26 protein-coding genes are annotated in these 24,099 nt (G+C 62.2%); 11 read left to right on the top strand and 15 right to left on the bottom strand.

Features of this window, described 5'->3' with window-relative positions; genetic code table 11:
- Nucleotides 1-7: 7 nt before the first annotated feature.
- Both ACT54B_RS03130 and ACT54B_RS03125 read right to left on the bottom strand, forming a co-directional pair.
- Nucleotides 8-949: an alpha-E domain-containing protein gene (locus ACT54B_RS03130; RefSeq protein WP_476042796.1), complete on the bottom strand. Its 942-nt coding sequence runs from the start codon at nt 947-949 to the stop codon at nt 8-10.
- A gap of 1 nt (nt 950) precedes the next feature.
- Complete coding sequence (locus ACT54B_RS03125) at nt 951-2,345, bottom strand: circularly permuted type 2 ATP-grasp protein (protein WP_476043488.1); 1,395 nt, start codon at nt 2,343-2,345, stop codon at nt 951-953.
- 268 nt (nt 2,346-2,613) lie between these two features.
- Between ACT54B_RS03125 and ACT54B_RS03120 the strand changes: the two genes are divergently transcribed.
- Nucleotides 2,614-3,498, top strand: a complete 885-nt coding sequence (locus ACT54B_RS03120; protein WP_476042795.1) for a DMT family transporter — start codon at nt 2,614-2,616, stop codon at nt 3,496-3,498.
- Nucleotides 3,499-3,575: 77 nt separating this feature from the next.
- Here ACT54B_RS03120 and ACT54B_RS03115 read toward each other — a convergent pair whose 3' ends face one another.
- From ACT54B_RS03115 to ACT54B_RS03100, 4 genes are all read right to left on the bottom strand, one after another.
- Nucleotides 3,576-5,081 carry a DEAD/DEAH box helicase gene (locus ACT54B_RS03115; RefSeq protein WP_476042794.1) on the bottom strand — a complete coding sequence of 502 codons (1,506 nt, stop codon included), beginning with the start codon at nt 5,079-5,081 and terminating at the stop codon, nt 3,576-3,578.
- A gap of 284 nt (nt 5,082-5,365) precedes the next feature.
- Nucleotides 5,366-6,757, bottom strand: coding sequence for a sensor histidine kinase (locus ACT54B_RS03110; protein WP_476042793.1), 1,392 nt, complete (start codon nt 6,755-6,757; stop codon nt 5,366-5,368).
- On the bottom strand, nt 6,754-7,413 hold the full coding sequence (locus ACT54B_RS03105; RefSeq protein WP_476043487.1) for a response regulator transcription factor: 660 nt from the start codon (nt 7,411-7,413) through the stop codon (nt 6,754-6,756). Before ACT54B_RS03105 ends, ACT54B_RS03110 begins: the two co-directional genes overlap by 4 nt.
- Nucleotides 7,413-7,736 (bottom strand): PepSY domain-containing protein, encoded by a 324-nt coding sequence (locus ACT54B_RS03100; RefSeq protein WP_476042791.1) that lies wholly within the window; start codon nt 7,734-7,736, stop codon nt 7,413-7,415. The genes ACT54B_RS03105 and ACT54B_RS03100 overlap by 1 nt, the downstream gene beginning before the upstream one ends.
- Nucleotides 7,737-7,869: 133 nt before the next feature.
- Between ACT54B_RS03100 and ACT54B_RS03095 the strand changes: the two genes are divergently transcribed.
- Together ACT54B_RS03095 and ACT54B_RS03090 are read left to right on the top strand one after the other, a co-directional pair.
- The gene (locus tag ACT54B_RS03095; RefSeq protein WP_476042789.1) at nt 7,870-8,148 is read left to right on the top strand and encodes a PepSY domain-containing protein; all 279 of its coding nucleotides are present in this window, start codon (nt 7,870-7,872) and stop codon (nt 8,146-8,148) included.
- Nucleotides 8,148-8,711, top strand: coding sequence for a cytochrome b/b6 domain-containing protein (locus ACT54B_RS03090; protein ID WP_476042788.1), 564 nt, complete (start codon nt 8,148-8,150; stop codon nt 8,709-8,711). The genes ACT54B_RS03095 and ACT54B_RS03090 overlap by 1 nt, the downstream gene beginning before the upstream one ends.
- 12 nt (nt 8,712-8,723) lie before the next feature.
- Here the strand turns inward: ACT54B_RS03090 and ACT54B_RS03085 are convergent, their stop codons facing one another.
- Together ACT54B_RS03085 and ACT54B_RS03080 are read right to left on the bottom strand one after the other, a co-directional pair.
- The gene (locus ACT54B_RS03085) at nt 8,724-9,029 is read right to left on the bottom strand and encodes a DUF1905 domain-containing protein (protein WP_476042786.1); all 306 of its coding nucleotides are present in this window, start codon (nt 9,027-9,029) and stop codon (nt 8,724-8,726) included.
- Nucleotides 9,030-9,054: 25 nt separating this feature from the next.
- Nucleotides 9,055-9,351, bottom strand: coding sequence for a hypothetical protein (locus ACT54B_RS03080; RefSeq protein ID WP_476042784.1), 297 nt, complete (start codon nt 9,349-9,351; stop codon nt 9,055-9,057).
- Between the two features lie 93 nt (nt 9,352-9,444).
- Here ACT54B_RS03080 and ACT54B_RS03075 point away from each other — a divergent pair, with 93 nt between their 5' ends.
- Both ACT54B_RS03075 and ACT54B_RS03070 read left to right on the top strand, forming a co-directional pair.
- The gene (locus ACT54B_RS03075; protein ID WP_476042782.1) at nt 9,445-10,116 is read left to right on the top strand and encodes a helix-turn-helix transcriptional regulator; all 672 of its coding nucleotides are present in this window, start codon (nt 9,445-9,447) and stop codon (nt 10,114-10,116) included.
- A gap of 141 nt (nt 10,117-10,257) precedes the next feature.
- A complete protein-coding gene (locus ACT54B_RS03070) occupies nt 10,258-10,425 on the top strand; it encodes a hypothetical protein (protein ID WP_476042781.1) in 168 nt (55 codons plus the stop codon).
- 51 nt (nt 10,426-10,476) lie between these two features.
- Here ACT54B_RS03070 and ACT54B_RS03065 read toward each other — a convergent pair whose 3' ends face one another.
- Nucleotides 10,477-12,063, bottom strand: coding sequence for a trimethylamine methyltransferase family protein (locus ACT54B_RS03065; RefSeq protein ID WP_476042779.1), 1,587 nt, complete (start codon nt 12,061-12,063; stop codon nt 10,477-10,479).
- 224 nt (nt 12,064-12,287) lie between these two features.
- On the opposite strand from ACT54B_RS03065, the gene ACT54B_RS03060 reads away from it, so the two are divergent.
- A complete protein-coding gene (locus ACT54B_RS03060; protein ID WP_476042778.1) occupies nt 12,288-16,022 on the top strand; it encodes a response regulator in 3,735 nt (1,244 codons plus the stop codon).
- Here ACT54B_RS03060 and mnmC2 read toward each other — a convergent pair.
- Complete coding sequence (gene mnmC2, locus ACT54B_RS03055) at nt 16,009-16,719, bottom strand: tRNA (5-methylaminomethyl-2-thiouridine)(34)-methyltransferase MnmC2 (RefSeq protein WP_476042777.1); 711 nt, start codon at nt 16,717-16,719, stop codon at nt 16,009-16,011. The genes ACT54B_RS03060 and mnmC2 overlap by 14 nt on opposite strands.
- Here mnmC2 and ACT54B_RS03050 point away from each other — a divergent pair.
- The 5 genes from ACT54B_RS03050 to uraH all read left to right on the top strand — a co-directional run bounded on the left by ACT54B_RS03050 (nt 16,718) and on the right by uraH (nt 20,292).
- Nucleotides 16,718-17,911, top strand: coding sequence for an NAD(P)/FAD-dependent oxidoreductase (locus tag ACT54B_RS03050; RefSeq protein ID WP_476042776.1), 1,194 nt, complete (start codon nt 16,718-16,720; stop codon nt 17,909-17,911). The genes mnmC2 and ACT54B_RS03050 overlap by 2 nt on opposite strands.
- Nucleotides 17,912-18,015: 104 nt before the next feature.
- The gene (puuE, locus tag ACT54B_RS03045; protein WP_476042774.1) at nt 18,016-18,942 is read left to right on the top strand and encodes an allantoinase PuuE; all 927 of its coding nucleotides are present in this window, start codon (nt 18,016-18,018) and stop codon (nt 18,940-18,942) included.
- Nucleotides 18,942-19,439: a 2-oxo-4-hydroxy-4-carboxy-5-ureidoimidazoline decarboxylase gene (uraD, locus tag ACT54B_RS03040; RefSeq protein ID WP_476042772.1), complete on the top strand. Its 498-nt coding sequence runs from the start codon at nt 18,942-18,944 to the stop codon at nt 19,437-19,439. Before puuE ends, uraD begins: the two co-directional genes overlap by 1 nt.
- Nucleotides 19,439-19,939, top strand: coding sequence for an ureidoglycolate lyase (locus ACT54B_RS03035; RefSeq protein ID WP_476042771.1), 501 nt, complete (start codon nt 19,439-19,441; stop codon nt 19,937-19,939). The genes uraD and ACT54B_RS03035 overlap by 1 nt, the downstream gene beginning before the upstream one ends.
- Nucleotides 19,936-20,292, top strand: a complete 357-nt coding sequence (uraH, locus tag ACT54B_RS03030; RefSeq protein WP_476042770.1) for a hydroxyisourate hydrolase — start codon at nt 19,936-19,938, stop codon at nt 20,290-20,292. The genes ACT54B_RS03035 and uraH overlap by 4 nt, the downstream gene beginning before the upstream one ends.
- Nucleotides 20,293-20,304: 12 nt before the next feature.
- Here uraH and ACT54B_RS03025 read toward each other — a convergent pair whose 3' ends face one another.
- From ACT54B_RS03025 to ACT54B_RS03005, 5 genes are all read right to left on the bottom strand, one after another.
- A complete protein-coding gene (locus ACT54B_RS03025) occupies nt 20,305-20,547 on the bottom strand; it encodes a hypothetical protein (RefSeq protein WP_476042769.1) in 243 nt (80 codons plus the stop codon).
- A complete protein-coding gene (locus ACT54B_RS03020) occupies nt 20,544-20,975 on the bottom strand; it encodes a putative toxin-antitoxin system toxin component, PIN family (RefSeq protein WP_476042768.1) in 432 nt (143 codons plus the stop codon). Before ACT54B_RS03020 ends, ACT54B_RS03025 begins: the two co-directional genes overlap by 4 nt.
- Nucleotides 20,976-21,024: 49 nt before the next feature.
- Nucleotides 21,025-22,353: a guanine deaminase gene (gene guaD / locus ACT54B_RS03015; protein ID WP_476042767.1), complete on the bottom strand. Its 1,329-nt coding sequence runs from the start codon at nt 22,351-22,353 to the stop codon at nt 21,025-21,027.
- A complete protein-coding gene (gene puuD / locus ACT54B_RS03010) occupies nt 22,350-23,591 on the bottom strand; it encodes a urate hydroxylase PuuD (protein WP_476043486.1) in 1,242 nt (413 codons plus the stop codon). The genes guaD and puuD overlap by 4 nt, the downstream gene beginning before the upstream one ends.
- 141 nt (nt 23,592-23,732) lie before the next feature.
- The gene (locus tag ACT54B_RS03005) at nt 23,733-24,068 is read right to left on the bottom strand and encodes a hypothetical protein (RefSeq protein WP_476042766.1); all 336 of its coding nucleotides are present in this window, start codon (nt 24,066-24,068) and stop codon (nt 23,733-23,735) included.
- Nucleotides 24,069-24,099 lie beyond the last annotated feature (31 nt).

The following is a 24,099-nucleotide window of genomic DNA, read 5'->3' as shown; positions in this document are numbered from 1 at the left end:
CTCCCCGTCAGGTGTAGAACCGGTAGCCCTCGCTGATCTCGATGCCCAACTGGTTGTTGTGCCGGATGAAGTCCTCCAGAAACTCGTGCAGGCCCTGATCGATGATGTCGCGGATGTTGCGGCTGCGCAGCGTATCGTAGATGCTTTCCGCGGTCTGATGGCATTTCAGGCGCTGCCCGTAATCCGCCGCCAGATGATGGAGATCGCCCACGATCTTTTCATAGCAGTGGGCGAGCGAGCGCGGCATCTGCACGTTGAGAATCAGGAAATCGGCGATATTGGCGGCGTGATAGCCGCCGTCATAGACCCAGCCATAGGAGCGGTGGGCGGACACGGAACGCAGGATCGATTCCCACTGCACATTGTCGAGCGATGTGCCGACCGAGGAGACCGAGGGCAGCAGCACGTAATATTTTACGTCCAGGATGCGGCTCGTATTGTCGGCCCGCTCCGTATAGGTGCCGATGCTGGCAAAGTGGTAGATCTCGTTGCGCAGCATGGAGCCGTGGAAGGCGCCGCGGATCAGGCCCGTGCGCTGCTTGATGGCGTGGATGATTTCCGGCAGTTGCTTGGCATTGAGCGGCTTCGAAAGGGCCGCCTTCAGCTCCATCCAGCATTCGTTCGTGGCTTCCCAGGTGTCGCGCGTCAGGGCGGTGCGCACCATGCGGGCATTGTTACGGCCCGCCTCGATGCAGGCAAGCACGCTGGAAGGGTTCGATGTGTCACGCAGCAGGAAATCCACCGCATCCCCGGCGGTCAGCCGGTCGTGACGGGCGCCATAGGCGGCGCGTACGCCTGCACTCTGCAGCACGCCGTCCCAGTCGTCGTCGGTCGCGCCGCTGCGGGTGAGCGCCACGCGCAGGCCCGCATCGACCAGTCTTGCAATGTTTTCCGCCCGCTCGATATAGCGGAACATCCAGTAGAGCCCGTCGGCCGTTCTTCCGAGCATGTCAGTCCTCCAGCACCCAGGTGTCCTTCGTGCCGCCGCCCTGGCTGGAATTCACCACCAGAGAGCCTTCCTTCAGCGCCACGCGGGTCAAGCCGCCGGGGATGATCTTCACCTTGTCGCCGACCAGCACATAGGGCCTCAGATCCACATGGCGGGGGGCAATCCCGCTTTCCACCAGCACGGGCACGGTGGAAAGGGCGAGTGTCGGCTGTGCGATGTAATTGTCGGGCCGGGCCCGCAGCTTGGCCTGGAAGTCATCGAGCTCCGCCTTTGAGGCGGCCGGGCCGACCAGCATGCCGTAACCGCCGGAACCATGCACCTCCTTCACCACCAGTTCCGCCAGATGATCGAGCACATAGGCGAGGCTGTCGGCCTCCGAGCAGCGCCAGGTGGGCACGTTTTCGAGCAGCGCCTTGCGGCCCGTGTAGAACTCCACGATCTCAGGCATGTAGGAATAGATGGCCTTGTCGTCGGAAATGCCGGTGCCAGGTGCGTTGGCGATGGTGATGTTGCCGGCGCGGTAGACATCCATGATGCCGGGCACGCCGAGCGCGCTTTCCGGCTTGAAGGTGAGGGGATCGAGATAGTCGTCATCCACGCGGCGGTAGAGCACGTCGATCGCCTGATAGCCGCGGGTGGTGCGCATCTTCACCTTGCCGTCGATGACGCGCAGGTCCGATCCTTCCACCAGCTCCACGCCCATCATGTCGGCAAGGAAGGAATGCTCGTAATAGGCGGAGTTATAGATGCCGGGCGTGAGGATCGCCACGCGCGGCGTGCCATCGCAACCGGGGGGCGCCAGCGACTGCAGGCTCTGGCGCAGCAGAGACGGATAATCCTCCACCCGCTGCACCTTGTTGCGGTGGAAAAGTTCCGGGAACATCTGCAGCATGGTTTCCCGGTTTTCCAGCATGTAGCTGACCCCGGAAGGCGTGCGGGCATTGTCTTCCAGCACGTAGAACTCGTTCTCGCCCGTACGAACGATATCCGTGCCGACGATGTGAGTATAGACGCCACCCGGCGGGCGGACGCCGATCATCTCGGGCAGGAAGGCCTCGTTGTTGGAGATGAGCTGGCGCGGAATGCGGCCCGCGCGGATGATTTCCTGCTTGTGATAGATGTCATAAAGAAAGGCGTTCAGCGCCACGACGCGCTGCTCGATACCCTGGGCCAGCCTCCGCCATTCCTTCCCGGAGATGATCCGCGGCACGATGTCGAAGGGGATCAGCTTTTCCGCGCTTTCCGCATGGCCGTAGACATTGAAGGTGATGCCGGTCTTGCGGAAGATGTGTTCCGCTTCTCTGGATTTTGCCGCGAGCAGGGCCGGATCTTGCTGCGCGTACCAGTCGTAATAATCAACATATGGTTGTCGCGGACGGCCGTCCGCATTCATCATTTCATTGAATGCCAACGCTTCATTTCCCCTTTTTTTAACATCAAATGCCATTGTTTCGGGCAATGCAAGCGGCTTCTTTAAAATGTTTCGCCGATGCTGTGCGCATGAGGTTTGCCGCCACCCGCGGTTGCCGCATTTTCCGACAGGGACTGCCTTCGGAACAGGCAGGCTGCCTGAAAACAGGGCTTTGACTTCGTCTCCGGCTTGGGCCTACAAGAAGGCGCCTCTAATGGGCCCACCCCGCATCCCATCCTGTCCGGAGCCTCCCATGTTCAACCGGTTCGTCCCGGTGATTTTCGTTCTCCTGTGGTCCTCCGGCTGGATCGTCGCGAAATATGCGGCCTTTCATGCGGACGCGCTCTTCTTCCTGTTCATCCGCTTCGGGATTTCGGCGGCGGCCTTTGCGGCCTTCTGCCTGGTGGTGCGTGCGCGGTTTCCGCGGGAACCACGGCTTGTCTTCAACGCCATGGCATCGGGCGTCTTCCTGCACGGGCTTTATCTGGGGCCGCTGTGGTGGGCGATAGAACAGGGCGTTCCGGCCGGTCTTTCGGGCATCATTGCGGGCATGCAACCGCTGTTGACCGCCATCGCTGCGGCTTTCTTGCTCGGCGAACGGCTTTCCGCGCTGCAGAGATTTGGGCTGCTGGTCGGTTTCGTCGGTATCGGGATTGCGATCTCGCCCAAGCTCGCTGCTCTCGATTTCAACATGCTGCACGATCAGGCGCTGCCGCTTGTCGTCAATCTGCTGGGCATGGTTTCGGTCACGGCAGGCACGCTTTACCAGAAGCGCTGGCTGCAATCGGGCGATATTCGCTGGATCGCGACCCTGCAATATGTCGGTGCGGTCATCGTACTCTTTCCGGCCTCGATCTTTATCGGGGAATGGCATTATGACGGCAGCCTGACGATCAATCTGGCCATGGCCTGGTCGGTCATCGGCCTTTCCATGGGGGCAATCGGCCTGTTGCTCATGCTGATCCGGCAGGGGCAGGTGTCCCGCGCCGCCTCGCTCGTCTATCTCATGCCGCCGCTGGTTGCCATCGAGGCAGCCCTGTTCTTCGGCGAACCGCTGACGCCGGCAATCGTGACCGGTGCGCTGGTGGTGGTGATGGGCGTCTATCTCACGAACCGGAAGGCGAAAGAGCGGGAGTAGTGAGTAGTGAGTAGTGAGTAGGTGGGCGTCTTAAGAGAAAACCGGCGGAAGTTGCCTTCCGCCGGTTTCTTGTTTGCTTATGCCGTTTCGCGCTGGCGATTGCCGCCGCCGTGGCTGCGCTGGCCCTGACCCTGGCCGGGGCGCTTGCCCTGCGGGCGCGGACCGCGGTGATGCGGCTTGCCGCCTGGGCGGCCGTGGCCGGCGGGACGTTCGGAGCGTTCACCGCCACGACCGTCGGCGGCGCGGTGTTCGCTGCGCTGGCCGTCCTGGCCGCGATGCGGCTTGCGGGCCCGCTTCTCGCCGGTGCCTTCGCCCCGCTCGGCCTGACCGCCGACGAAGCTTGCCGGACGCTCGCGCCGTTCGCCGCCACCTTCACCGGGGCCGCGACGGCCACGATGACCGCGCGCGCCGCCCTTCTTCGGGCCGTCCTTGACTGAGGGGCCATGGCCTTCCGGTGCCGTGCCGCCGGCAACGGCGATGGAAATGCCCATCAGCTTTTCGATGTCGCGCAGCAGGCGATATTCGTCCGGCGCGCAGAAGGCGATGGCAAGGCCGTCGCGGCCGTTACGGGCGGTACGGCCGATGCGGTGCACATAGGCATCCGGCACTTCCGGCAGGTCGTAATTGTAGACGTGGCTGACGGCCGGGATGTCGATGCCGCGGGCGGCAACGTCGGTCGCAACCAGCACCTTGACTTCACCGTCCTTGAAGGCCTTGAGGGCACGCTCGCGCTGGCCCTGGCTCTTGTTGCCGTGGATGGAGGCGGCCTTGTAGCCGACGCTGTCGAGGTGCTTCATCAGCTTCTCGGCGCCGTGCTTGGTGCGCAGGAAGACGATGGCGCGGCCATCCGGATTGGCGTTCAGCTGATCCTTGAGGAGGGTGGTCTTGTCGTTCTTGCCGGAGACGAAGAAGACCGACTGTTCGATCTTGTCCGCAGCCTTGCCGGCGGGAGAGACTTCCACGCGCTTGGGATCGGTGAGGTAGGAACCGGCGAGATCGGCAATCGCCTTCGGCATGGTGGCCGAGAAGAGCAGGGTCTGGCGCTTGGCCGGAACCATCTTCGAGATCTTGCGCAGGTCATGGATGAACCCGAGGTCGAGCATCTGGTCGGCCTCGTCGAGGACGAGATGGGTGACCTTGTGCAGCGAGATCGCCCGGCGGGCGATGAGGTCGAGCAGGCGGCCGGGGGTGGAGACGAGAATGTCCACGCCGCGGGTCAGCTGTTCCTGCTGCTTGTTGATCGACACGCCGCCGACGACGATGCCGACCTTCAGCGGCGAGCGCCGCACGAAGAGCTTCAGGTTGGTGGCGATCTGGTTCACCAGCTCGCGGGTGGGGGCGAGGATCAGCGTGCGGCAGGTGCGGTGATCGACGCGGATGTTCTCCGCAAGGAGCATTTCGATGATCGGCAGGCCGAAGGCCGCGGTCTTGCCGGTGCCGGTCTGGGCGAGGCCGATCAGGTCGTGCCCTTCGAGAACCAGCGGAATGGCCTGGGCCTGGATGGGGGTGGGCTTTTCAAAGCCGTTATGGGCAAGCGTCTCAAGCAGCTGGCTCGACAGGCCAAGCGAAGCAAAGTCAGTCAATTCAATACCTTTCGGGGCGCCAACAGGATCCGCCGCCAAGGCGGGATTGCCCGGGCGGATCAGGTGGCGTCAAGAACCCCGCGTGATTTGGGAACTTGTCTTGTTGGATATGTGGCTTTCGGTGCCTGTTTCAGTCAGACCCAGCGGGACGGTCATTGCGACCGCGCCATCCAATGGCCGGCACCTCTTTCCCTTGGCGAAGATCTCTGCTTCGCTCGGCACGCTCACGCGGCGGCCCTGGGGATGTAAGCACGAGCCGCATGTGGCCCTTTCTTGCGGGAAAGTCAAGCCGTCCTTGGCCGATTGGCCGGTTCGGTGGCCGAAAACTTCAGTTCAGCCCGCAAACCGCTGCCCTCCGGACGGTTGGAGAGGGTGAAGGCGATGCCATAGACCTCGGCGATCTCCCGCACGATGGACAGGCCGAGACCGGTCCCGGGCTTGGCATTGTCCAGCCGCCACCCGCGCCGGGTGAGATTGGCGAGTTCCGCTTCCGGCACGCCCGGTCCATCGTCCTCGACCGAAAAGACGATCCCGCCTGCCTGGGATGCCCAGCTTATCCGGACCGCCGAATGGGCCCATTTGACGGCATTTTCGATCAGGTTGCCGGCCAGTTCGCGGAAATCGCCGGGATCGACGGGCAATGTCAGGGTATCGGAGCCGTCGGTCGTGATGTCGAGCTGCTCGCCGGAAGGCGTGCGTTTCAGCGTGCGGGTGATTTCCCCGGTGAGCTTGGCGATGGCGCTGTCGCCCCGGCGCAGATCGGGACGGGCGGCGATGCGGGAGAGAGCAAGTTCGCGCTCCACATGGGCGCGCATGGTGCCGGCCAGATGATCGAGCTCGTCGGCCATTTCCGTCTCGCCTTTTTCGCGAAGGGTCAGGGCGTCGTTGGACAGGACCGTCAGCGGCGTGCGCAGGCCATGGGCAAGATCGGCCGCCCGGGCGCGGGCCTTTTCGATCATGGCGCTTTGGGTTTCGAGCAACTGGTTCACCGCATGAACCGTACTGCCGAATTCCGTCGGGAATGCCCCGGTCAGCCGCAATTCCCGGCGCTCGCGGATGCGGTCTATGCCCTCGCTGAGGGAGGAAAGCGGCTTGAGTCCGAAGGCGAGCTGGGCAATCGAGGCCCCGATGAGAAAGAGTCCCAGGCCGGCCAGTGCGGGAAGAATGTCGCGGACAAAGCCCGCTTTGGCCTCTTCCAGCGTGTTCTCGTCAATGGCGACGGCAATACGCACGCTCCTTTCGCCTTCCGGCGCGGCGATGCGGATCAAGCGTTCCAGCACGATCAGCTGGGTACCTTCAGGGCCGGGCAGAATATAGCGATGCACCGTTCCATCCGTATGCAGGTCGTCGGGCAGGTCCATCGAGGTGTCAAAAAGCGAAACAGAGCGGATGACCTGTTTATTGCGGTCGTCCACCACCTGCCAGTAGAGGCCGCCATAAGGGATGCCGAACCTTGGATCGACCGGACCGTTCGGTCTTGTCAGCCTGCCCGAGGCATCGAAGGAAAGGGCACCGGCCAGCATGTTGATATGGCTGGTCAGCTCGAGATCGATGCGCTTTCGGATATTGCTCGAGAAGAGCGAGACCAGCAGAGCAAAGGTGAGCGCGAGCGCCAGCCCCACCGTCATCGCCGAGAGAACCAGAAAACGCCCGCGGATCGAGGACAGCCACCTCATGAAAGGGCGATCCTGTAGCCGTAGCCACGGCGGGTCTCGATCAGGTCCTTGCCGAGCTTGCGGCGCAGGCGACCGATGAGCACCTCGACCGAATTGCTCTCCCGCTCGAAATCCTGGGCGTAGAGCTGTTCGGTCAGCTCCAGTTGCGTGACATGACGGTCGCGATGCTGCATCAGGTGATGAAGGCATCGATATTCGAGCGGCGTGAGATCCACAGGCAGGCCGGCCACCGTTACCGCCTTGGTGCGGGGATCAAGCTTCAGCTCGCCGGCGGAGAGAACCGGATTGGCCTGTCCGGCGGAGCGGCGCAGGATGGCGCGCAGCCGCGCCAGCACTTCGGCCACCTGGAAAGGTTTGGCGAGATAGTCGTCGGCCCCCGCATCGATGCCTTCCACGCGCTCTTCCCAATTGCCGCGGGCCGTCAGGATGAGCACGGGAAAATCCCGCCCGGCTTTGCGCCAGCGCTTGAGCACGGTCATGCCATCCATCAGCGGCAGGCCGAGATCCAGGATCGCGGCGGCGAAATCCTCGCTGTCACCCGCATACCAGCCGGATTCGCCGTCCTTCTCATGGGCAACGATGTAGCCGGCCCGTTCCAGATGGGCGATGAGATCGCGGGCGATGAGGGGGTCGTCTTCGACAAGAAGCAGGCGCATCATTCATTCTCGGTTTCGAGGATGCGGCCGCTGGCAGCATCCATCTCTATCTCCACCAGACGGCCGTCCTCTTGCAGCACCTTGAATTCATAGGTGATCATGCCGCGCTTGCGGTGCGGCTCGATGCGCACGATCTCGCCCGGAAACCGGGCGCTGACGATGGACTTGAGTTCGGGAAGCGGTTTCAGCGTGCCCTTTTCGACCGCTTCGTGCACGGCGTCGAGCGTCTCTCCCTCGTCGCCGTCATCATCGGCATGGACGGGCGCGCTTGCGAGCGCGAGAAGCAGGGCCAGGAGGGCGGAAGTCGGGAAAGAGTGACGCATCGGCAAAACCTAGCATGCCGAAACTGAAATTTCCCTGACATTTGTCGTCAGTTATCGCTCAGGGCCGTTCCGCTAAAAGCTTTCTCAACGGTCGGACACGGTGTCACGGACCGTTCAGCTAGGAGCATCTCCCATGAAGAAAATCGTACTCGCCGCCGCCCTTCTTTCCGCATTTGCCGCCGGTGCCGTTCGCGCCGAAGACGAAGGCAAGAGCTGCGATGTGCCGAAGGACAAGTGGATGACGGAAGACGCCATGAAGGAAAAGGCCAAGGCCATGGGCCTCGACGTTCGCCAGGTCAAGGTCGAGAACGGCTGCTACGAAGTCTACGCCATCGACGCCAAGGGCAACAAGGTCGAGCAGATCTTCAACCCGGCAACCGGCGAGCAGGTCGGCGCCGAAGGGGCTGAATAATGACTGAGCTGTCTGCCGAAGGCCGGGTACTCCCCGGCCAGAGCGGCGGCCGGATCAAGGTGTGGGATCCGCTCGTGCGGATCTTCCACTGGTCGCTGGTAGCCCTCTTCACCTTTTCCTTCTTCACCGGTGACGAATGGAAATCCGCCCATATCTGGTCGGGCTATGCCATTGCCGCCCTCATTGCCATCCGGATCATCTGGGGTCTGATCGGCACGCACCACGCGCGCTTCGTCAACTTCCTCTACTCTCCGGCGACGATCCTCGTCTTTCTGAAAGAGAGCCTTTCCTTCAAGGCAAGGCGCTATGTCGGCCACAATCCAGCCGGCGGAGCTATGGTCATCCTGCTGATCCTCATGATCTCCGGCATCGTGACGACAGGCTACATGATGACGACCGATGCCTATTGGGGTATCGAATGGGTGGAAGACACGCACAAGGTGCTCGTCTATTCGACCTTGGGCCTGATCGCCCTGCATGTGGCAGGTGTAATCCTTGCCAGTCTCGAACACCGGGAAAACCTGGCCCGCGCCATGGTGACCGGCTGGAAGCGGGCGGACTGAGGTTCCGCCCGTTCAGGAATTGACCGTCAGGGAGACCCGGACCGGGTCTCCGGCGGCAAGGCCTTCCTTTCTTCTGACATCCGCTTTCACGGGAAGCAGGAAGGAGCCGCTTTTCGAATCCGGAAAGATGCTGGTTCGAAAGGCCGTCGTACCGATGCGACCTGCCACCCGCAGCTGACCGAAACCCCGACGTGGGCCGGACAGCATCCTGATCGCATCGGCAATATCGATCGGGAGCGTGATGAAATGCCACGCGCCCTTGCCAGAGTAGAGCCAGAGTTCGGCCTCGAAATCGAAGGAAAGGTCGGGCTCCAGCATGCTTCTCCCTGAGGGTACTGCCCTTTTAAATGGCCGACTTGATCTTGAAGTGCTGCATCATCACCACTTCGCCTATCGCGCCCATATAATCCGCGAATTCCGGATCCGTCATGACATTCTTGCCGGCCGCGCTGGCATGCGCAAGGCTTTGCCATTCCACGACGTCCACGATGAGCAGAGGGTCCTCGACGCCTTCCATGGCTTTCCAGCCGACAAAGCCCGGATAATTCCTGACGGCCTGCATGGCCTTGTCCCGCGCGCCCGTGTTCGCCTGTCCAGGCTTCAGCTTGCAGATGGCAATTTCCAGAACGGTTTCAGTCATTGGTCTTCCTTGCTTCAGGTTGTTGACCTCTTGACCTGATCACACTGCTCCTGACAGGGTTATGGCCACAATCTTGGGCAAGGAGTGCCTTTTGTGCGTCCCGCGGACCGTCTTTTCAGAATCATCCAGCTGATGCGCTCCACCGGTCGGGCGATGACCGCTGCCGAAATTGCCGAGCGGATGGAGGTGGCACCGCGCACCATCTATCGCGACATGCAGCATCTCATGGCATCCGGAGCGCCCATCGATGGCGAGAGGGGTGTAGGCTATCTTCTGCGGGAGGATTTCGATGCTCCGCCGATGACCTTTACCTTCGAGCAGCTGGAAGCTTTGGCCTTTGGCCTCAGGGCGGTGCGGATGCTTGGTGATGTCCGCCTGGGACAGGCAGCGCGCGAGGCCTTCGAAAAAGTGGCCGAGCGATTGCCGCCCGACCATCGCGAGCGCCTGCGGCAGGTGCCTATCCGTGCCTTCCGCTCGTCCTCATCGGAACCGCCCCATCTGCTGGAGCCCATACGCACCGCCATCGCCGAGCATCGCTGCCTGTCCATCGGTTACAAGGATGGACAGGGAGAGGAGACGAGACGCGTGGTGCGCCCCCTCGGTCTGTGTGTCTTTGGCTCCATCTGGCTGCTTGCCGCCTGGTGCGAGCTCAGGCAGACCTTCCGGGATTTGCGAGTTGACCGAATCTCCGATCTCGCACTGACCGGCGCGCGGTTCGAGGCAGGGCCGGGATGCAGCTTCGAGGATTATCTTGCGGCGTCCTGAATGTCGGCGTGACACCAAGAACGTCCTGCTTGCAATTGGGTTCGAAAGCCCTAATATGGAGTATGGCCGGAGCGATGAGCCCCGGCCACCTTTTACTGATTTGACTTTCGGAATGATACCCGCACGGAGATTTGCCAGCTCGTGCGGGTTTTCCGTATGGTCAGCGTGATCGTGATGGGCTTTTCGCGCATCGGATCGACCTCCATTCGAATGCAGGGCGGCTCCCTGCCACAGCCCGGGACGCCCATTCGCCCAAGTCGCGCCGCTGGCACGGCGCTGCTGCTTCTGCATTCGACGGAAGAAGGCTAGTCCGAAACGGGAAATCAGTCCATTCGAATATTCAGTGTTTATGATGTTGCCTTAGAAATCGGTGGCGACCCCGCCTTCTTCCTTGCGGCGGGCGACGAAGGCTGCCAGCTCTTCGGCGACGGCCGGATCGATCGGGGGCGCTTCATAGCGGTCCAGCGTCTGCTTGAAGATGCGGTTCGCATGATCATAGGTCGTGGGTCGGCCGGCCTCGGTCCAGGTCTCGAAATTCCGCCAGTCGGAAAGGATCGGGGAGTAGAAGGCGGTTTCGTAACGCGCCAGCGTATGCGGCGTACCGAAATAGTGGCCGCCGGGACCGACATCGCGGATGGCGTCGAGGCCGAGGGCGTCGGCGCTGACATCGATGGGCTTCAGGAATTCCGCGACCATCTGCAGCAGGTCGACGTCCAGGATGAACTTTTCGAAGGACGCGGTCAGGCCGCCTTCGCTCCATCCGGCGGCATGCATGATGAAGTTGCCGCCGCCCTGGGTCACGGCCCAGAGGGAGAGGGCGGACTCATAGGCTGCCTGCGCATCCAGCGTGTTGGCCGCGTTCACGTTCGAGGTGCGGTAGGGCACGCCGTAGCGGCGCGCGAGCTGACCGCCGGCAATCACCGCCTTCATGTATTCCGGTGTGCCGAAGGCGGGGGCGCCCGTCTTCATGTCCACGTTGGAAGTGAAGCCGCCATAGATCACGGGCGCACCCTTGCGCACCATCTGCGCGAAGGAGAGGCCGCAGAGCGCCTCCGCATTCTGTTGCACCAGCGCCCCTGCCACCGTCACCGGCGCCATGGCACCTGCCAGCGTGAAAGGTGTGAGCACGACGATCTGGTTTCGGCTCGCCATCTCGATAATGCCCTGGAGCATCGGTATGTCGAGGCGCAGCGGCGAGTTGGAGTTGATGATGGTGAAGAGCGACGGTTCGCTGTCCATCTGTTCGGCGGTGATACCGCGGGCGATGCGGGCGATCTCGAGCGCATCGATATTGCGCTGCTTGCCCAGAGAATAGGCGTGGAACGGCTTGTCCGTCAGCGTCACGATGTCGGACAGGCATTCGAGATGGCGCACGGAAGCGTGAATATCGATGGGTTCGACCGGATAGCCGCCGTTCACATGCACCACGTCATAGCTCTGCATCAGCTTCAGCAGCTTGCGGAAATCGTCCCGGTTGCCGGCGCGACGGCCCCCTTCCCGGTCGGCCACGAAGGGGGCGCTGGCGATCTGCGCGAAGACCAGATTGTTACCGCCCATCTGCACGTTGCGCATCGGGTTGCGGCTGTGGAGGGTGAATTCGGACGGCGCATGGGCCATCATCTCCAGGATCAGGCCACGGTCGAAACGCACGCGTTCCGAACCCTCGGTGACGATCGCCCCGGCCCTCTTCATGATCTCGCGGGCTTCCGGGAGCATCACGTCGACGCCGATCTCCTCCAAGACCTGCAGCGAGGCATTGTGGATGTCCTCCAGCGCCTCGGGCGTCAGAAGCTCGGTCCGGGCCAGGGTGTTCTTGATGTTCAGATAGGTTGCCGCGGGCGCCTTGCGCACCCGGTCGCCACCCCGGCCACCGCCACGCCGGGCTCTGCCGGACCCTGCGGTGTTCTCGACGGAAGAGGTGGAGACTGTCGCCAAAATGTCGCTCATGGATAACTCGCTGTAATTTCCTCGACAGGATTTGTGGCAGAAATCCAAGCGCGCCGTCCTGATCATTTGCGACAGGTTGCTGACTTCTTTGGGATAGTGAATGTTCCGGAAGCGACCCCGGGCTCAGAGGCGTCAAAACAGCGACGCAAGGTTAACGCATTGTCAACGTGGCAATGGTATTTCCGGCAGACAGGGAGGATAAAGCCTCCCGGGAGCGCTCTATTTTGACACAGGCAAAGCCCGATTTGCTTGCGTTGGCATGCCAGCGGATACAGGAACTGGACAGGCCAGCCTTCATCAAGGACCACATGCTTCGCTATGTGGCGGCCAATGACGCCTATCTGAAACTGCACGGTTTGTTGCCCGGCACGGTGCGGGTATTCCCGTCCTACCGCGACCGGGTGCGGGAAGATATGGAGCGGTTGACCCTCTCGGGCGGCGACGAGGCGACGATGGTTGTCACGGCCCGCGACGGTCATTCGCTTGGACTGGCTGAAATCGAACGCTTCATCACGGAAGACGGCAATGTCTATCTGTTTGGCCAGATGCCGGAACGCGCGCAGGGCAATGCTGCCGATCTGGCTGCCATCCGAAAGGGGCTCGATGCCCTTTCCGAGCCGGTGCGGATCGTTGCGGCCGATGGCCGGGTCCTCGTGGAGAACGCCGCGGCGCGGCAAGGCGAGCAGACCGAGGCTTCACGAAGCGTCGAGGCGGCCCTCAAGCGTTCGGTGGAAAATGCTCTCGAAATGCTCGACGTAGGCGTCGCCGTCTTCGATGCGGAGGGGCAGCTTCTTTACAGGAACCTCCGGATGGAGGGGCTTTATGGCGAGGCGCTGGGCTCCCTCCGGCCCGGCCTCACGCTGCAGGCCTTCTTCGAGGGACTCTATGATTTCGGCGTGAAGCATTACCCCGATCTCGCCCACCGCCTGGGTTCCCGTGCGGCCTGGGTCGATGCACGGCTCGATTTCTTCGATCAGGATTTTACGGAAACGACCGAACTGGCCTGTGACGGGCGCTGGCTGCGCTGCCTCAATCGACGGCTGGACAATGGCATGCGGATCCTTGTCCGGCTGGACGTTTCCGACATGAAGCAGCAGGAGCTGCTTTTGCGCGATCATGTGGCGCGCAACGAGCTTTATCAGTCGATGATCGAAGAGCTGCCCGTTGCCGTTTTTGCGCGGGACAGGCAGCACCGCATGGTCTTTGCCAATGCGGCCTTCTGCGAATTGTTCGGCCACGAGCCGGGTGAGCTGATCGGCCGCACGGAATGCGAAAGCTATGGCCGGGAAGGCCAGGACATCTATGCCAACAATGCCATGGTGCTGGAAAGCGGATTGGTGTCGACGGTGGAAGAGGTGCTCAGCCATTCTTCCGGCCGTACATTTTCCGCGATGTCCCGCACAAGTTGCGTGCATACGGAAAATGGCGACCCTTTTCTGATCGGATCGGTAATCGATATTTCCGAACTCAAGGCCCGGGAAGAGGCGCTGCGCGATGCGCGGGCCCATGCGGAAGACCTCAGTCGCGATCTCAGCGGGATCCTGTGCGGCCTTCCGGCGGGCGTTCTGGTCTTCAACGATAATCTCGCCATCGACTATGTGAACGAATCCTTCTTCAAGGTCTGCGGTCTTCCCCCGGATAGCGAGATATGCGGCCAACCGGTACATCACGCCATCGAACTCATCTATTTCCGCGCGGGAGCGCCGGAGGCGGAGGGCGAGGCTCTCGCCGAAAAGCTTTCCCTGCTGTTCGAGAGGGGAAGCGAAGCATCGGTGGAATTTCGGGTGGAAGGCGGCCGGTCCGTGGTGGCCGTTTCGCGCAATCTCACCGGCGGCAAGACGCTTCTGACCTTCGGTGACATTACCGCTCTTCGCGAGCAGGAACGGGAGCTGACGGAACAGCAGAAGCAGCTGGAAACCATCGGCCAGATCATGCGCGACACGGCCATGGTCATGGCGCAAGGCCTTTTCGTCATCGATGCCGGCATCATCACGCTGTCCAACCGGGCCGCTGCCGAAACCATGTGCGTGCCGCCCGAGCTGGTCGAGGCGGGACGCCCCTGGCACGATTGCTTCCGCTATTGTCTGGAAAGGGGCGATTTCGGCACATCGGAAGAGGGCCTGCGTCTGGCGGCCGACTGGCAGGAGAGCATGCGCCAGGCGGGCTCGCTGAAAGCCAATTTCATGGTCGATGGCCGGCGCTGGGTACAGATGCGGGCGACGCTGAGTGCCGAGGGTCAAATCCTGGTGGTGCTCAACGACCTGACCGACATGAAGCAGCGGGAAGAGGAACTGGAAAAGCTGCTCGCGCGGAGCGAGGCGGCAGACCGGGCCAAGACCGATTTTCTCGCCCATATGAGCCACGAAATCCGGACACCGATCAACGGCGTTCTCGGCATGGCCGAGCTTCTTTCCAAGACCCATCTGGATTCGCGTCAGCGAACGTTCACGGAAATCATCACCAAATCCGCCAATACGCTGCTCACCGTTTTCAACGATATTCTGGATTTCTCGAAGATCGACAGCGGGCAACTGGAACTGAAGCCCCAGGCGTTCGACCTTCTCGAGGCCGTCGAGGATGTGGCGGCGTTGCACAGCGCTGCGGCGAGCGAGAAGAATGTGGATCTTCTGGTCCGGGCGCATCCCGGTTTGCCGCGCAAGGTGGTGGGCGATGCCGGTCGGTTCCGGCAGATCGTCTCCAACTTCGTCAGCAATGCCATACGATTCACGGAACAGGGGCATGTGCTGGTTGAACTCCGCGCCGAGACGGCGCCGGACGGACGCTCCACGATTTCGGTCAGCGTCGAGGATACGGGGATCGGGATCGATGCATCCCGGCTCGAGACGATTTTCGAAAAGTTTTCCCGCGGCAGCATGACCGAGCAGCGGCCGAGCGACGGAACCGGTCTCGGACTGGCGATCACGGCAGGCCTCGTTGCGCTGTTCGGCGGTCGCATCGAAGCGAGAAGCCAGCCCGGTGCCGGGTCTACCTTTACCGTGCACCTGCCCCTGCCGGTCGTGGAAACGGCCGATCTGAAGCGACCGCTGCCGGCCAATGTCCAGGGCGCTCGAATCCTGGTTCTCGACGAGAGCCCGCTCAACAGGACGATCCTGATCGATCAGCTGGGCTCCTGGGGTTTCGATTGCTGTGCGGCCGAAGACGTCGAGACCGCGCATCTCATTCTGGATGCGGCCGAACGGGCCGGCCTGACGGTGGATGCGGTTCTTCTGGACGGCCATATCCGCAATGGCGGCGCATTGACCTTCGGACAGGCGCTGAGGGGCGCCAATCGCCCGACCGGTCCTGCAGTGATCCTGCTTTCGACCATCGACCATCCCGATCAGACGCTGGCCGAAGCCGTGCAGGCGGACGCGCAGGTGGCCAAACCGGTGCGCGCCAATGTGCTGCGCAACACGATCATCGATGTTCTGCGCGTGCACCTGTCGCGTCAGCGGGAAAGCGTGCCGGCGTCAGGAAATCCGCCCGCCCGGAGCGAGGCCCTGAAAAGCCTTGTGGCCTCTCCGCAGACATCGCCCGACAAGGGGGAAACCGTGCCGGAAAAGGTCAGTATCGTGGTGGCGGAGGACAATGAGGTAAACGCCTTCGTGTTCTCGCAAATTCTCGAGGCTGCCGGTCATCCCTATGCACTGGCGGCGAATGGCGAGGAAGCCGTGCGCCTCTGGAAACAGCATCAGCCGGATGTGATTCTCATGGATATTTCCATGCCGGTCATGGATGGCCTTGAGGCCACGCGCCGGATCCGGCACATGGAACGGGTGGCCGATATGGCGCCTGTCGCCATCATTGCGGTGACCGCCCATGATACGCCTTCGGGCCGGGAGCTTTGCCTCTCGCACGGAATGGATGACTACCTTGCCAAGCCCATCAGCCCCGAGGCTTTGGAAGAGAAGCTTTCCCGCTGGCTGAAAGAGCCGGCTGTCGCCGTCAGGCCGGCCTGACGCCGCAGAGCATCTCGCGCTTGCCGGCAAAACCCTTGCGTTTCTGCACCGCAAAGCCCGCGCCGATGAGGTTGCGGCGCACGAAGCCCGCTGCGGCATAGGTGGCAAAGGTGCCGCCCGGAACCGTATGGGCGAAAACGGCGCGCATCAGCGCTTCCGACCACATTTCGCCGTTCCGCGAGGGCGCGAAGCCATCCAGGAACCAGGCGTCGAACAGGCGGCGCTCGGCCTGTACGCCATCGAGCGCCTTGCCGCAGACGACGCGCAGCCGGGTTTGTGCATCGAGATCGAGCTCTACGATACCCTGCGGCTGGTCCGGCCAGAGGGCAGTCAGCGCCTGGCGCTCCGCATCGATTTCGGGCCAGCGGGACAGGGCGCGGTCGATATCGGCCCGCTGCATGGGGAAAAGCTCAAAGGAGGTAAAGGTCAGGTGGCCGGTGGCCCGTCGCACCTCTTTCCACTGCCGGAACGTCTCGCAGAAATTCAGCGCCGTGCCGAAGCCCAGTTCGCCGATCTCGAATGAGGTGCAACCGTGCCAGCGCTCGGGCAGGCCGTTGCCGGCCAGAAAGACATGGCCGCATTCGAGCCGGCCATCGGTCTGGCAATAAAAATGGTCGCCAAAGGCTTCGCTATAGGGCATATCGCCCTCGCGCCAGTCGAGGCGTTCATGGCTGGGATCAGCGGGAGTATCGGTCATGGTGACTGGCGATAATGCCGACGGGCGCGGGCGTCAATCGTCCCCTGCCAAACCGGTCAGGGATCTCCTCGTCATCGGCGGCGGGATCATGGGGCTATGGGCGGCCCTGCATGCGGCCCGGGCCGGAATGGATGTGACCCTCCTCGATGCCGGCGCGCTTGCAAGGGGAGCAAGCGGCGGACTGCTCGGCGCGCTGATGCCGCATATGCCGGATCGCTGGAACCCCAAGAAACAGTTCCAGTTCGATGCGCTCCTTTCGCTTGAGCACGCCGTGCGGGCGCTGGAGGCCGATACCGGCCTTTCCGCCGGCTATCGTCGGTGCGGGCGGCTGATCCCCCTGCCGAAGCCGCATCTTGCCGAGATCGCCCATGGCCATGAGGCCGATGCCACGTCGCACTGGCTGGCGGGCGACCGGCGCTTTTCCTGGCGGTGGCGGGAGCGCGATTTTGCATCGGGTCTGCTCGACGGAGAGGCGCTTGCGGCGGGGATCGTCGAGGAAGATTTCTCGGCACGGGTCAATCCGCGCGGTCTGACGGCGGTTCTTGCGGCGGCGCTTCGGCAGACCGGCCGGGCAACCATCCTGGAACATACGGATTTGATGCGGCTTGATCCGCATACCGGAGAGGCGATGCTTTCCGATGGCTCCGCGCTGGCCTGCGGACAGGTCATCCTGGCGGCAGGCTACCAGACCGGCGTTCTTCTGGAGGGCATCTACGGGCCTTTCGCAAAGCCGGCGGTCGTGCCGGTGAAAGGGCAATCCGCGCTGCTTGAAGCCGATCTGCCGGAGGAGATGCCGATCGTCTATCTGGACGGTCTCTATATCGTGCCGCATGAAGGCGGCCGGGTGGCCATCGGCAGCACAAGCGAGAACCGGTTCGGCGAAGCCTTCTCCACCGACGACCAGCTCGATCAGCTGATCCGCGATGCGCGGGCCCTGATGCCGGCCTTGCGGGACGCACCCGTGATCGAGCGCTGGGCGGGTCTGCGACCGAAGGCCATCGGCCGGGATCCCATGGTGGGACGACTTGCCGAATTCCCCCGCCTCAGCGTGCTGACGGGCGGATTCAAGGTCAGCTTCGGGATCGCCCATGTGGTCGCGGCACAGCTCATGGAGGGACTGCTGCGCGGCGATGGGGAAACGGGATTGCCGGAGACATTTTCTCCCCAATCTCATCTCGCCCTTGCCCGTTGAGCGGCGTTCTCCGGCCCGATTGTCCCCCGTTTTCGAATTTTGCCCGTCTCGACATTCCTGTTCGGGGTGATACCGTCAGGCAAACAACTCTAATGGGGCTTTTCATGGATTTTTCGAATTATCCCCGCGACATGCGCGGCTATGGCAAGGATATGCCCGACGCGAAATGGCCGGATGGCGCCCGCGTGGCCGTGCAGTTCGTGGTGAATTACGAAGAGGGCGGCGAGAACAATATCCTGCACGGCGATGCGGCATCGGAAGCCTTCCTTTCGGAAATCGTCGGTGCGCAGCCCTGGCCCGACCAGCGCCATTTCAACATGGAATCCATCTATGAATATGGCTCCCGTGCCGGCTTCTGGCGGCTGTGGCGGCTGTTTCAGGAAAAGCAGATCCCGGCCACCGTCTATGCGGTGGCGACGGCCATTGCCCGCAGCCCGGATGCGGTTGCCGGCATGAAGGAAGCGGGCTGGGAAATCGCCTCGCATGGCTACAAATGGATCGACTACAAGGACTATACCTACGAGGCGGAAAAGGAACATTTCGACCTCGCCATGAAGATCCATGAAGAGGTGACGGGCGAGCGCCCGCTCGGCTGGTATACGGGCCGCGCCTCCATGCATTCGGAGCGGCTGGCCATGGAAGATGGCGGGCTTCTCTATTCCTCCGACAGCTATGCGGATGATCTGCCCTACTGGATCAAGGGCAAGACCCCGGACAGGCCGCATCTGATCATTCCCTATACGCTCGATGCCAATGACATGCGCTTTGCAACGCCGCAGGGCTTCAACACGGGCGCCCATTTCGAGGATTATCTGAAGGACAGTTTCGATGCGCTCTACCAGGAGGGTATCGAGGGCAAGCCGAAGATGATGTCCATCGGACTGCATTGCCGTCTCGTCGGGCGTCCGGGGCGCATCCAGGGGCTGCGTCGCTTCATCGATTATATCCAGAGCCATGAGAAAGTGTGGATCCCCCGCCGCGTCGACATTGCCCGCCACTGGCACGCCCACCACAAGCCGGAGACGCTGTGATGGTGAGCCGCGCGGACTTCGTAGAACGCTTCGGCGGGATCGTCGAGCACTCCCCCTTCATCGCCGAGCGCGCCTTCGATGCCGGACAGATCAGCGAGCCGCTGACCGCTCCGGGCGTCCATGCGGCGCTGGTCGAGGCGCTGCGTTCGGCAAGCCATGCGGAGCGCCTCGGCGTTCTCCGCGCCCACCCCGATCTGGCCGGGCGGCTGGCGATTGCCGGGGAGCTGACCGAGGATTCCAAGAAGGAGCAGGCGGGGGCCGGCCTCGACCTGCTGACGCCGGAGGAACATCGCCGCTTTACCGAACTCAACGATGCCTATCAGGCCCGCTTCGGCTTTCCCTTCATCATAGCGGTGAAGGGGCTGAACCGGCATGACATTCTCGCCGCCTTCGAAAAGCGGGTGGGGAATTCTCCGGAAGAAGAGTTTGCCACCGCCTGTGCGCAGGTGGAGCGGATCGTCCGGCTGCGGCTCGACGCCCTGTTGCCGGAGGCATGATGGCCGATATCCTTGCGATCGAACCGCTTACCCGCGAAGCCTTCGCGCCTTTCGGCGATGTCATCGAATGCCGCGCCGACAGCGTGCGGATGATCAATGGTGGCACGACGGAGCGCCATCATGCGCTCGCTCGGCCGGATGTGGTGGGCGAGGGGGCAAGCGTCATCCTCAACATCTTCCGGGGCCAGCCGCGTGCCTTCCCCTACAAGCTCGACATGATGGAGCGGCATCCGCTCGGCAGCCAGAGCTTTTCGCCGCTCTCCGGCCGGCCCTATCTGGTGGTGGTTTCGCCGGATGAGGGCGGTCGACCGGGTCGCCCCCGCGTCTTTCTCGCCGGTGCGCATCAGGGCGTGAACTATCACCGCAATGTTTGGCACCACCCGCTGATGGCGCTCGGCGCGGTCTGCGACTTCCTGATTGCCGACCGCGAGGGACCGGGCAACAATCTCGAAGAGTATTTTTTCGAACAGGCCTACAGCATCGAGGAGCCCCAGCCATGACCGGCCTTACCACCCATGTGCTCGACACCGCGCTCGGCAAACCGGCTGAAGGGCTTCAGATCGATCTCTACCGGCTGACGGGTGACACGCGCGAGAAGATCCACAGCGTCACCACCAATGCCGACGGGCGCGTGGATGGCGGCCCGATCCTGATCGGCGATACATTCGTGGTGGGCGAATACGAGCTGGTCTTCCGGGCGGGCGATTATCTGCGCCGGCTCGGCACGCCGCTCACCAGTCCCGCCTTCCTCGATGTGATCCCCATCCGCTTCGGCATATCCGATACGATGGCGCATTACCACGTGCCGCTGCTGCTCTCGCCCTATGGGTACTCGACCTATCGCGGGAGCTGAGACCGGATCTTCCTATTCGATAATCGAATCACCCGGTGCCGGGGGAATGGCAGGTGCGCGGTTCAGAATTCCGAGCGCCGCTTCCGTATCCGCTCGCTCTGCGCGCGCCTTGAGCGACAGAATTGCCCTGCGGTGGCCGATGCCTTCGGCGATGAAGGTCGCGAAGAGCTGGTTCAGTGAAACATTGTCTTCCGCCGCTGCGCGTCGGGCCTCTTCCATGATGTGATCCGCGATGCGGAGGGGATAGGTGCTCATTGGCAACGTCTCCTGATGTCTGCGACCAGTTCTCCGGCAGTCATGACCGAAAGGCCAAACCTACTGACTGCAGGATGTTGAAAGTGTCGGTCGTTGCTGATGATGTGCGTTGCACCTGCTGCCAGCGCACATTCGATATAGATGTCGTCCTTCGGATCATCGAGGAAAGGTCTGAACCGGAACCAGGGCAAAACCAGGCTGGCTGTCTTGCACAGGGCGTCAAGCACCTGCTCGATTTCGCCCGGCGTGATCCAGCCCAGATATTCCTTCAGTTCAGGCCGCTTCAGGACGGCCTCGTATTCCAGCATGATGGCCGGTGAAAGTGCGAAGGACAATGTTCCACTCAGCATGTCGCGCAGCACGAGGTGGGATGCACCGCGCGATGAACGGAGAGCAGAAACCATCACATTTGAATCGACCACTATCATGGATAGTGCGATATCACATGCGATGTCAAATTAGAACATTATAAATTTATTATTTTGTGATCGCCTTGTCTCTTATCGGTGAGAGCGAGGCCTTCCCCGCCACATAGGTCTCCACCACGGAACGGTCGTCTCCCAGCGTCTGGAGAAGGAAGAGTTCTTCGGAAAGCGTGGTCACGGCTTCCATCTTCAGCGCCATGGCTGGCGTTGCGGCGGCGTTGAGGACGACGAGGTCCGCATCCGTGCCGGGCTCGAGCGTGCCGATCCGGTCCGAGAGCGAGAGGGCTTCCGCATTGCCGAGGGTGGCGAAATAGAAGCTTTCGAACGGGTTCAGCCGTTCGCCCAGCAATTGCTGGATCTTGTAGGCTTCGTCCAGCGTGCGCAGCATGGAATAGCTGGTGCCGCCGCCGATATCGGTCGCGAAAGCGACGCGCACCGGCTTTGCGCGCTGCGTGAGCTTGCGAAGCGGGAAGAGGCCGGAGCCGAGGAAAAGGTTCGACGTCGGGCAGTGGACGGCGACCGAGCCGCTCTCGCTCATCACATCCGCCTCGCGGTCGGAGAGATGGATGCAGTGGCCGAAAAGGCTCTTCTTCCCCAGAAGACCGTAGCGGTCATAAATATCGGTGTAATCCTTGGCTTCCGGGTAGAGCGAGCAGGTGAACTCGATCTCTTCGCGGTTTTCGGAAAGATGGGTCTGGATATGGAGATCGGGATATTCGCGGGCCAGCGCGCCGGCGGCTTCCATCTGTTCCGGCGTCGAGGTGATGGCGAAGCGTGGGGTGATGGCGACGTGGTTGCGGCCCTTGCCGTGCCAGTCGGCGATGACCTGCTTGGTGTCGTCATAGCCGGATTGCGCGGTGTCGCGGAGCGCTTCCGGCGCATTGCGGTCCATCATGACCTTGCCGGCGATCATGCGCATGTTGCGCTTCAGGCTCTCGGCGAAGAAGGCATCGGCGGAGGCCTTGTGCACCGAGCAATAGGCGACCGCCGTCGTCGTGCCGTGGCGGACCATTTCATCGAAGAAATGCACGCCGATCCGGGCCGCATGGGCGGGATCGGCAAAGCGCTGTTCCTCGATGAAGGTGTAGGTGTTCAGCCATTCGAGCAGGTTGGCGGCATAGGAGCCGATCACCTGCATCTGCGGGAAATGCAGGTGCGTATCGATGAAACCGGGCAGGATCAGATGCGGACGGTGATCCACTTCCGGCACGCCGTCGTCTGCTTCTTCCAGAACTTCGCCATAGCTGCCGGAGGCGCGGATCTCGCCATCGACCACAAGCACGGCGCCGTCTGGCTCATAGGTATAGCTTTCCGCATCGTCGCGGGAAAGCGGTGCGCGCTTGAAGGACAAAAGCCGTCCGCGGATGAGGAGTGCCGTCATTGGGTTTTCGCTCCCGTTACCGCCGTTTCATACCAGGCGACGATCAGCTTGCGCTCTTCGGGAGTGAGATCGGTGACGTTGCCCGGTGGCATGGCATGGCTGCGGCCGGCCTGCAGGTAGATTTCGCGGGCATGGGAGGCAATTTCTGCTTCATTTTCCAGCTTCACCTGCTTCGGCGGACGGGCGAGCCCTTCCCAGACCGGTTCCGCCGCATGGCACATGGAACAGCGGGCCGAGACGGTTTCGACGACGGCGCCGAAATGCTGGTTCGTCGCAAAACGCTGGAAGGCAGGCGCTGCCGCCGCATTCTCCTCCTCACCCGTGAGCGCTTTCGGCACGGTCGACAGCCACATGATGAGGATGAAGATCAAGAGCGTGACGATCCAGGTCCAGGTGGGGCGACCCTTGCGGGCATGGGTGGTGTTGAACCAGTGGCGGATGGTCACGCCCATCAAGAAGACGAGTGCTGCAATCACCCAGTTGAACTGCGTGGCAAAGGCCAGCGGATAGTGGTTCGACAGCATGAAGAAGATGACGGGCAGCGTCAGGTAGTTGTTGTGCAGCGAGCGCTGCTTGGCGATCACGCCATATTTCGGATCCGGCGTGCGACCCGCGATCAGATCCGCCACGACGATCTTCTGGTTCGGGATGATGATGAAGAACACGTTGGCCGACATGATCGTCGCGGTAAAGGCGCCGAGATGCAGGAAGGCCGCGCGGCCGGTAAAGATCTGCGTATAGCCCCAGGCCATGGCGACGAGCGCCACGTAGAGCACGGCCATCAGGCCCCAGATGTTCTTGCCGAGGGGCGACTTGCAGAGCTGGTCATAGATGATCCAGCCGACCGCGAGCGAGGCCATGGAGAGTGCAATGGCCTGCCACTGGGTGAGATCCAGCACATGCCGGTCGATGAGGAAAAGATCCGCGCCGCCATAATAGACCACCGCCAGCATGGCGAAGCCGGAGAGCCAGGTCATGTAGCTTTCCCACTTGAACCAGGTCAGGTGCTCCGGCATCTGGGCGGGGGCGACCAGATATTTCTGGATGTGGTAGAAGCCGCCGCCATGCACCTGCCATTCCTCGCCATAGGCGCCGACGGGCAGATGATCGCGCTTTACCAGCCCGAGATCGAGGGCGATGAAGTAGAACGACGAGCCGATCCAGGCAATGGCGGTCACCACATGCAGCCAGCGTACGGCAAAGGCCAGCCATTCCCAGGCGATCGCATATTCATACATCGGCATGCCCCTCTCAGCGTCTTTTCCCGCAAATTGCGAGAATTCTGCCAAGAAGGAAAGGGCAATTTGCCGAAATCATGGGGATGGCGCGTCTGCGGGCTTTTGAAGCGGCGGGTGCGCAAGCGGCTGTTCCCCGCCTGTTCAGACATTCAGGACGCGATTGCCGAACGGCGTAGCCGGATCGAAGCTCGGCTCATCGGCCGGAACCGGCCCGGCGGTTTCCGGAGCCGTCATGACCTCCGTATTGTCGCCGCCATTCTTGCCCTGCCTGGTTTTCAGATCCTCGATCCGCTTTTCCAGCGCGCCGATTTCGGCGTGTATCGCGTTCTTGTCCTCTTCCGTTTTCGCGTCCCTGAATGCGGCCTTCTTGGCCGTGAGCTGGGATTCGAGAGCAGCAAGGGACTCGCTGCGGGGCTGCGACGTGCTTGTCGTATTCGAAGACGATACGAGCGATAGGCTGGAAATGCTGCCGACCATGATTGCCTCCCAAAACTAAAAACAAGAATAT

It is taken from the genome of Gellertiella sp. DMC107, assembly GCF_056313605.1.
This window is presented reverse-complemented; position numbering and strand designations above follow the sequence as displayed.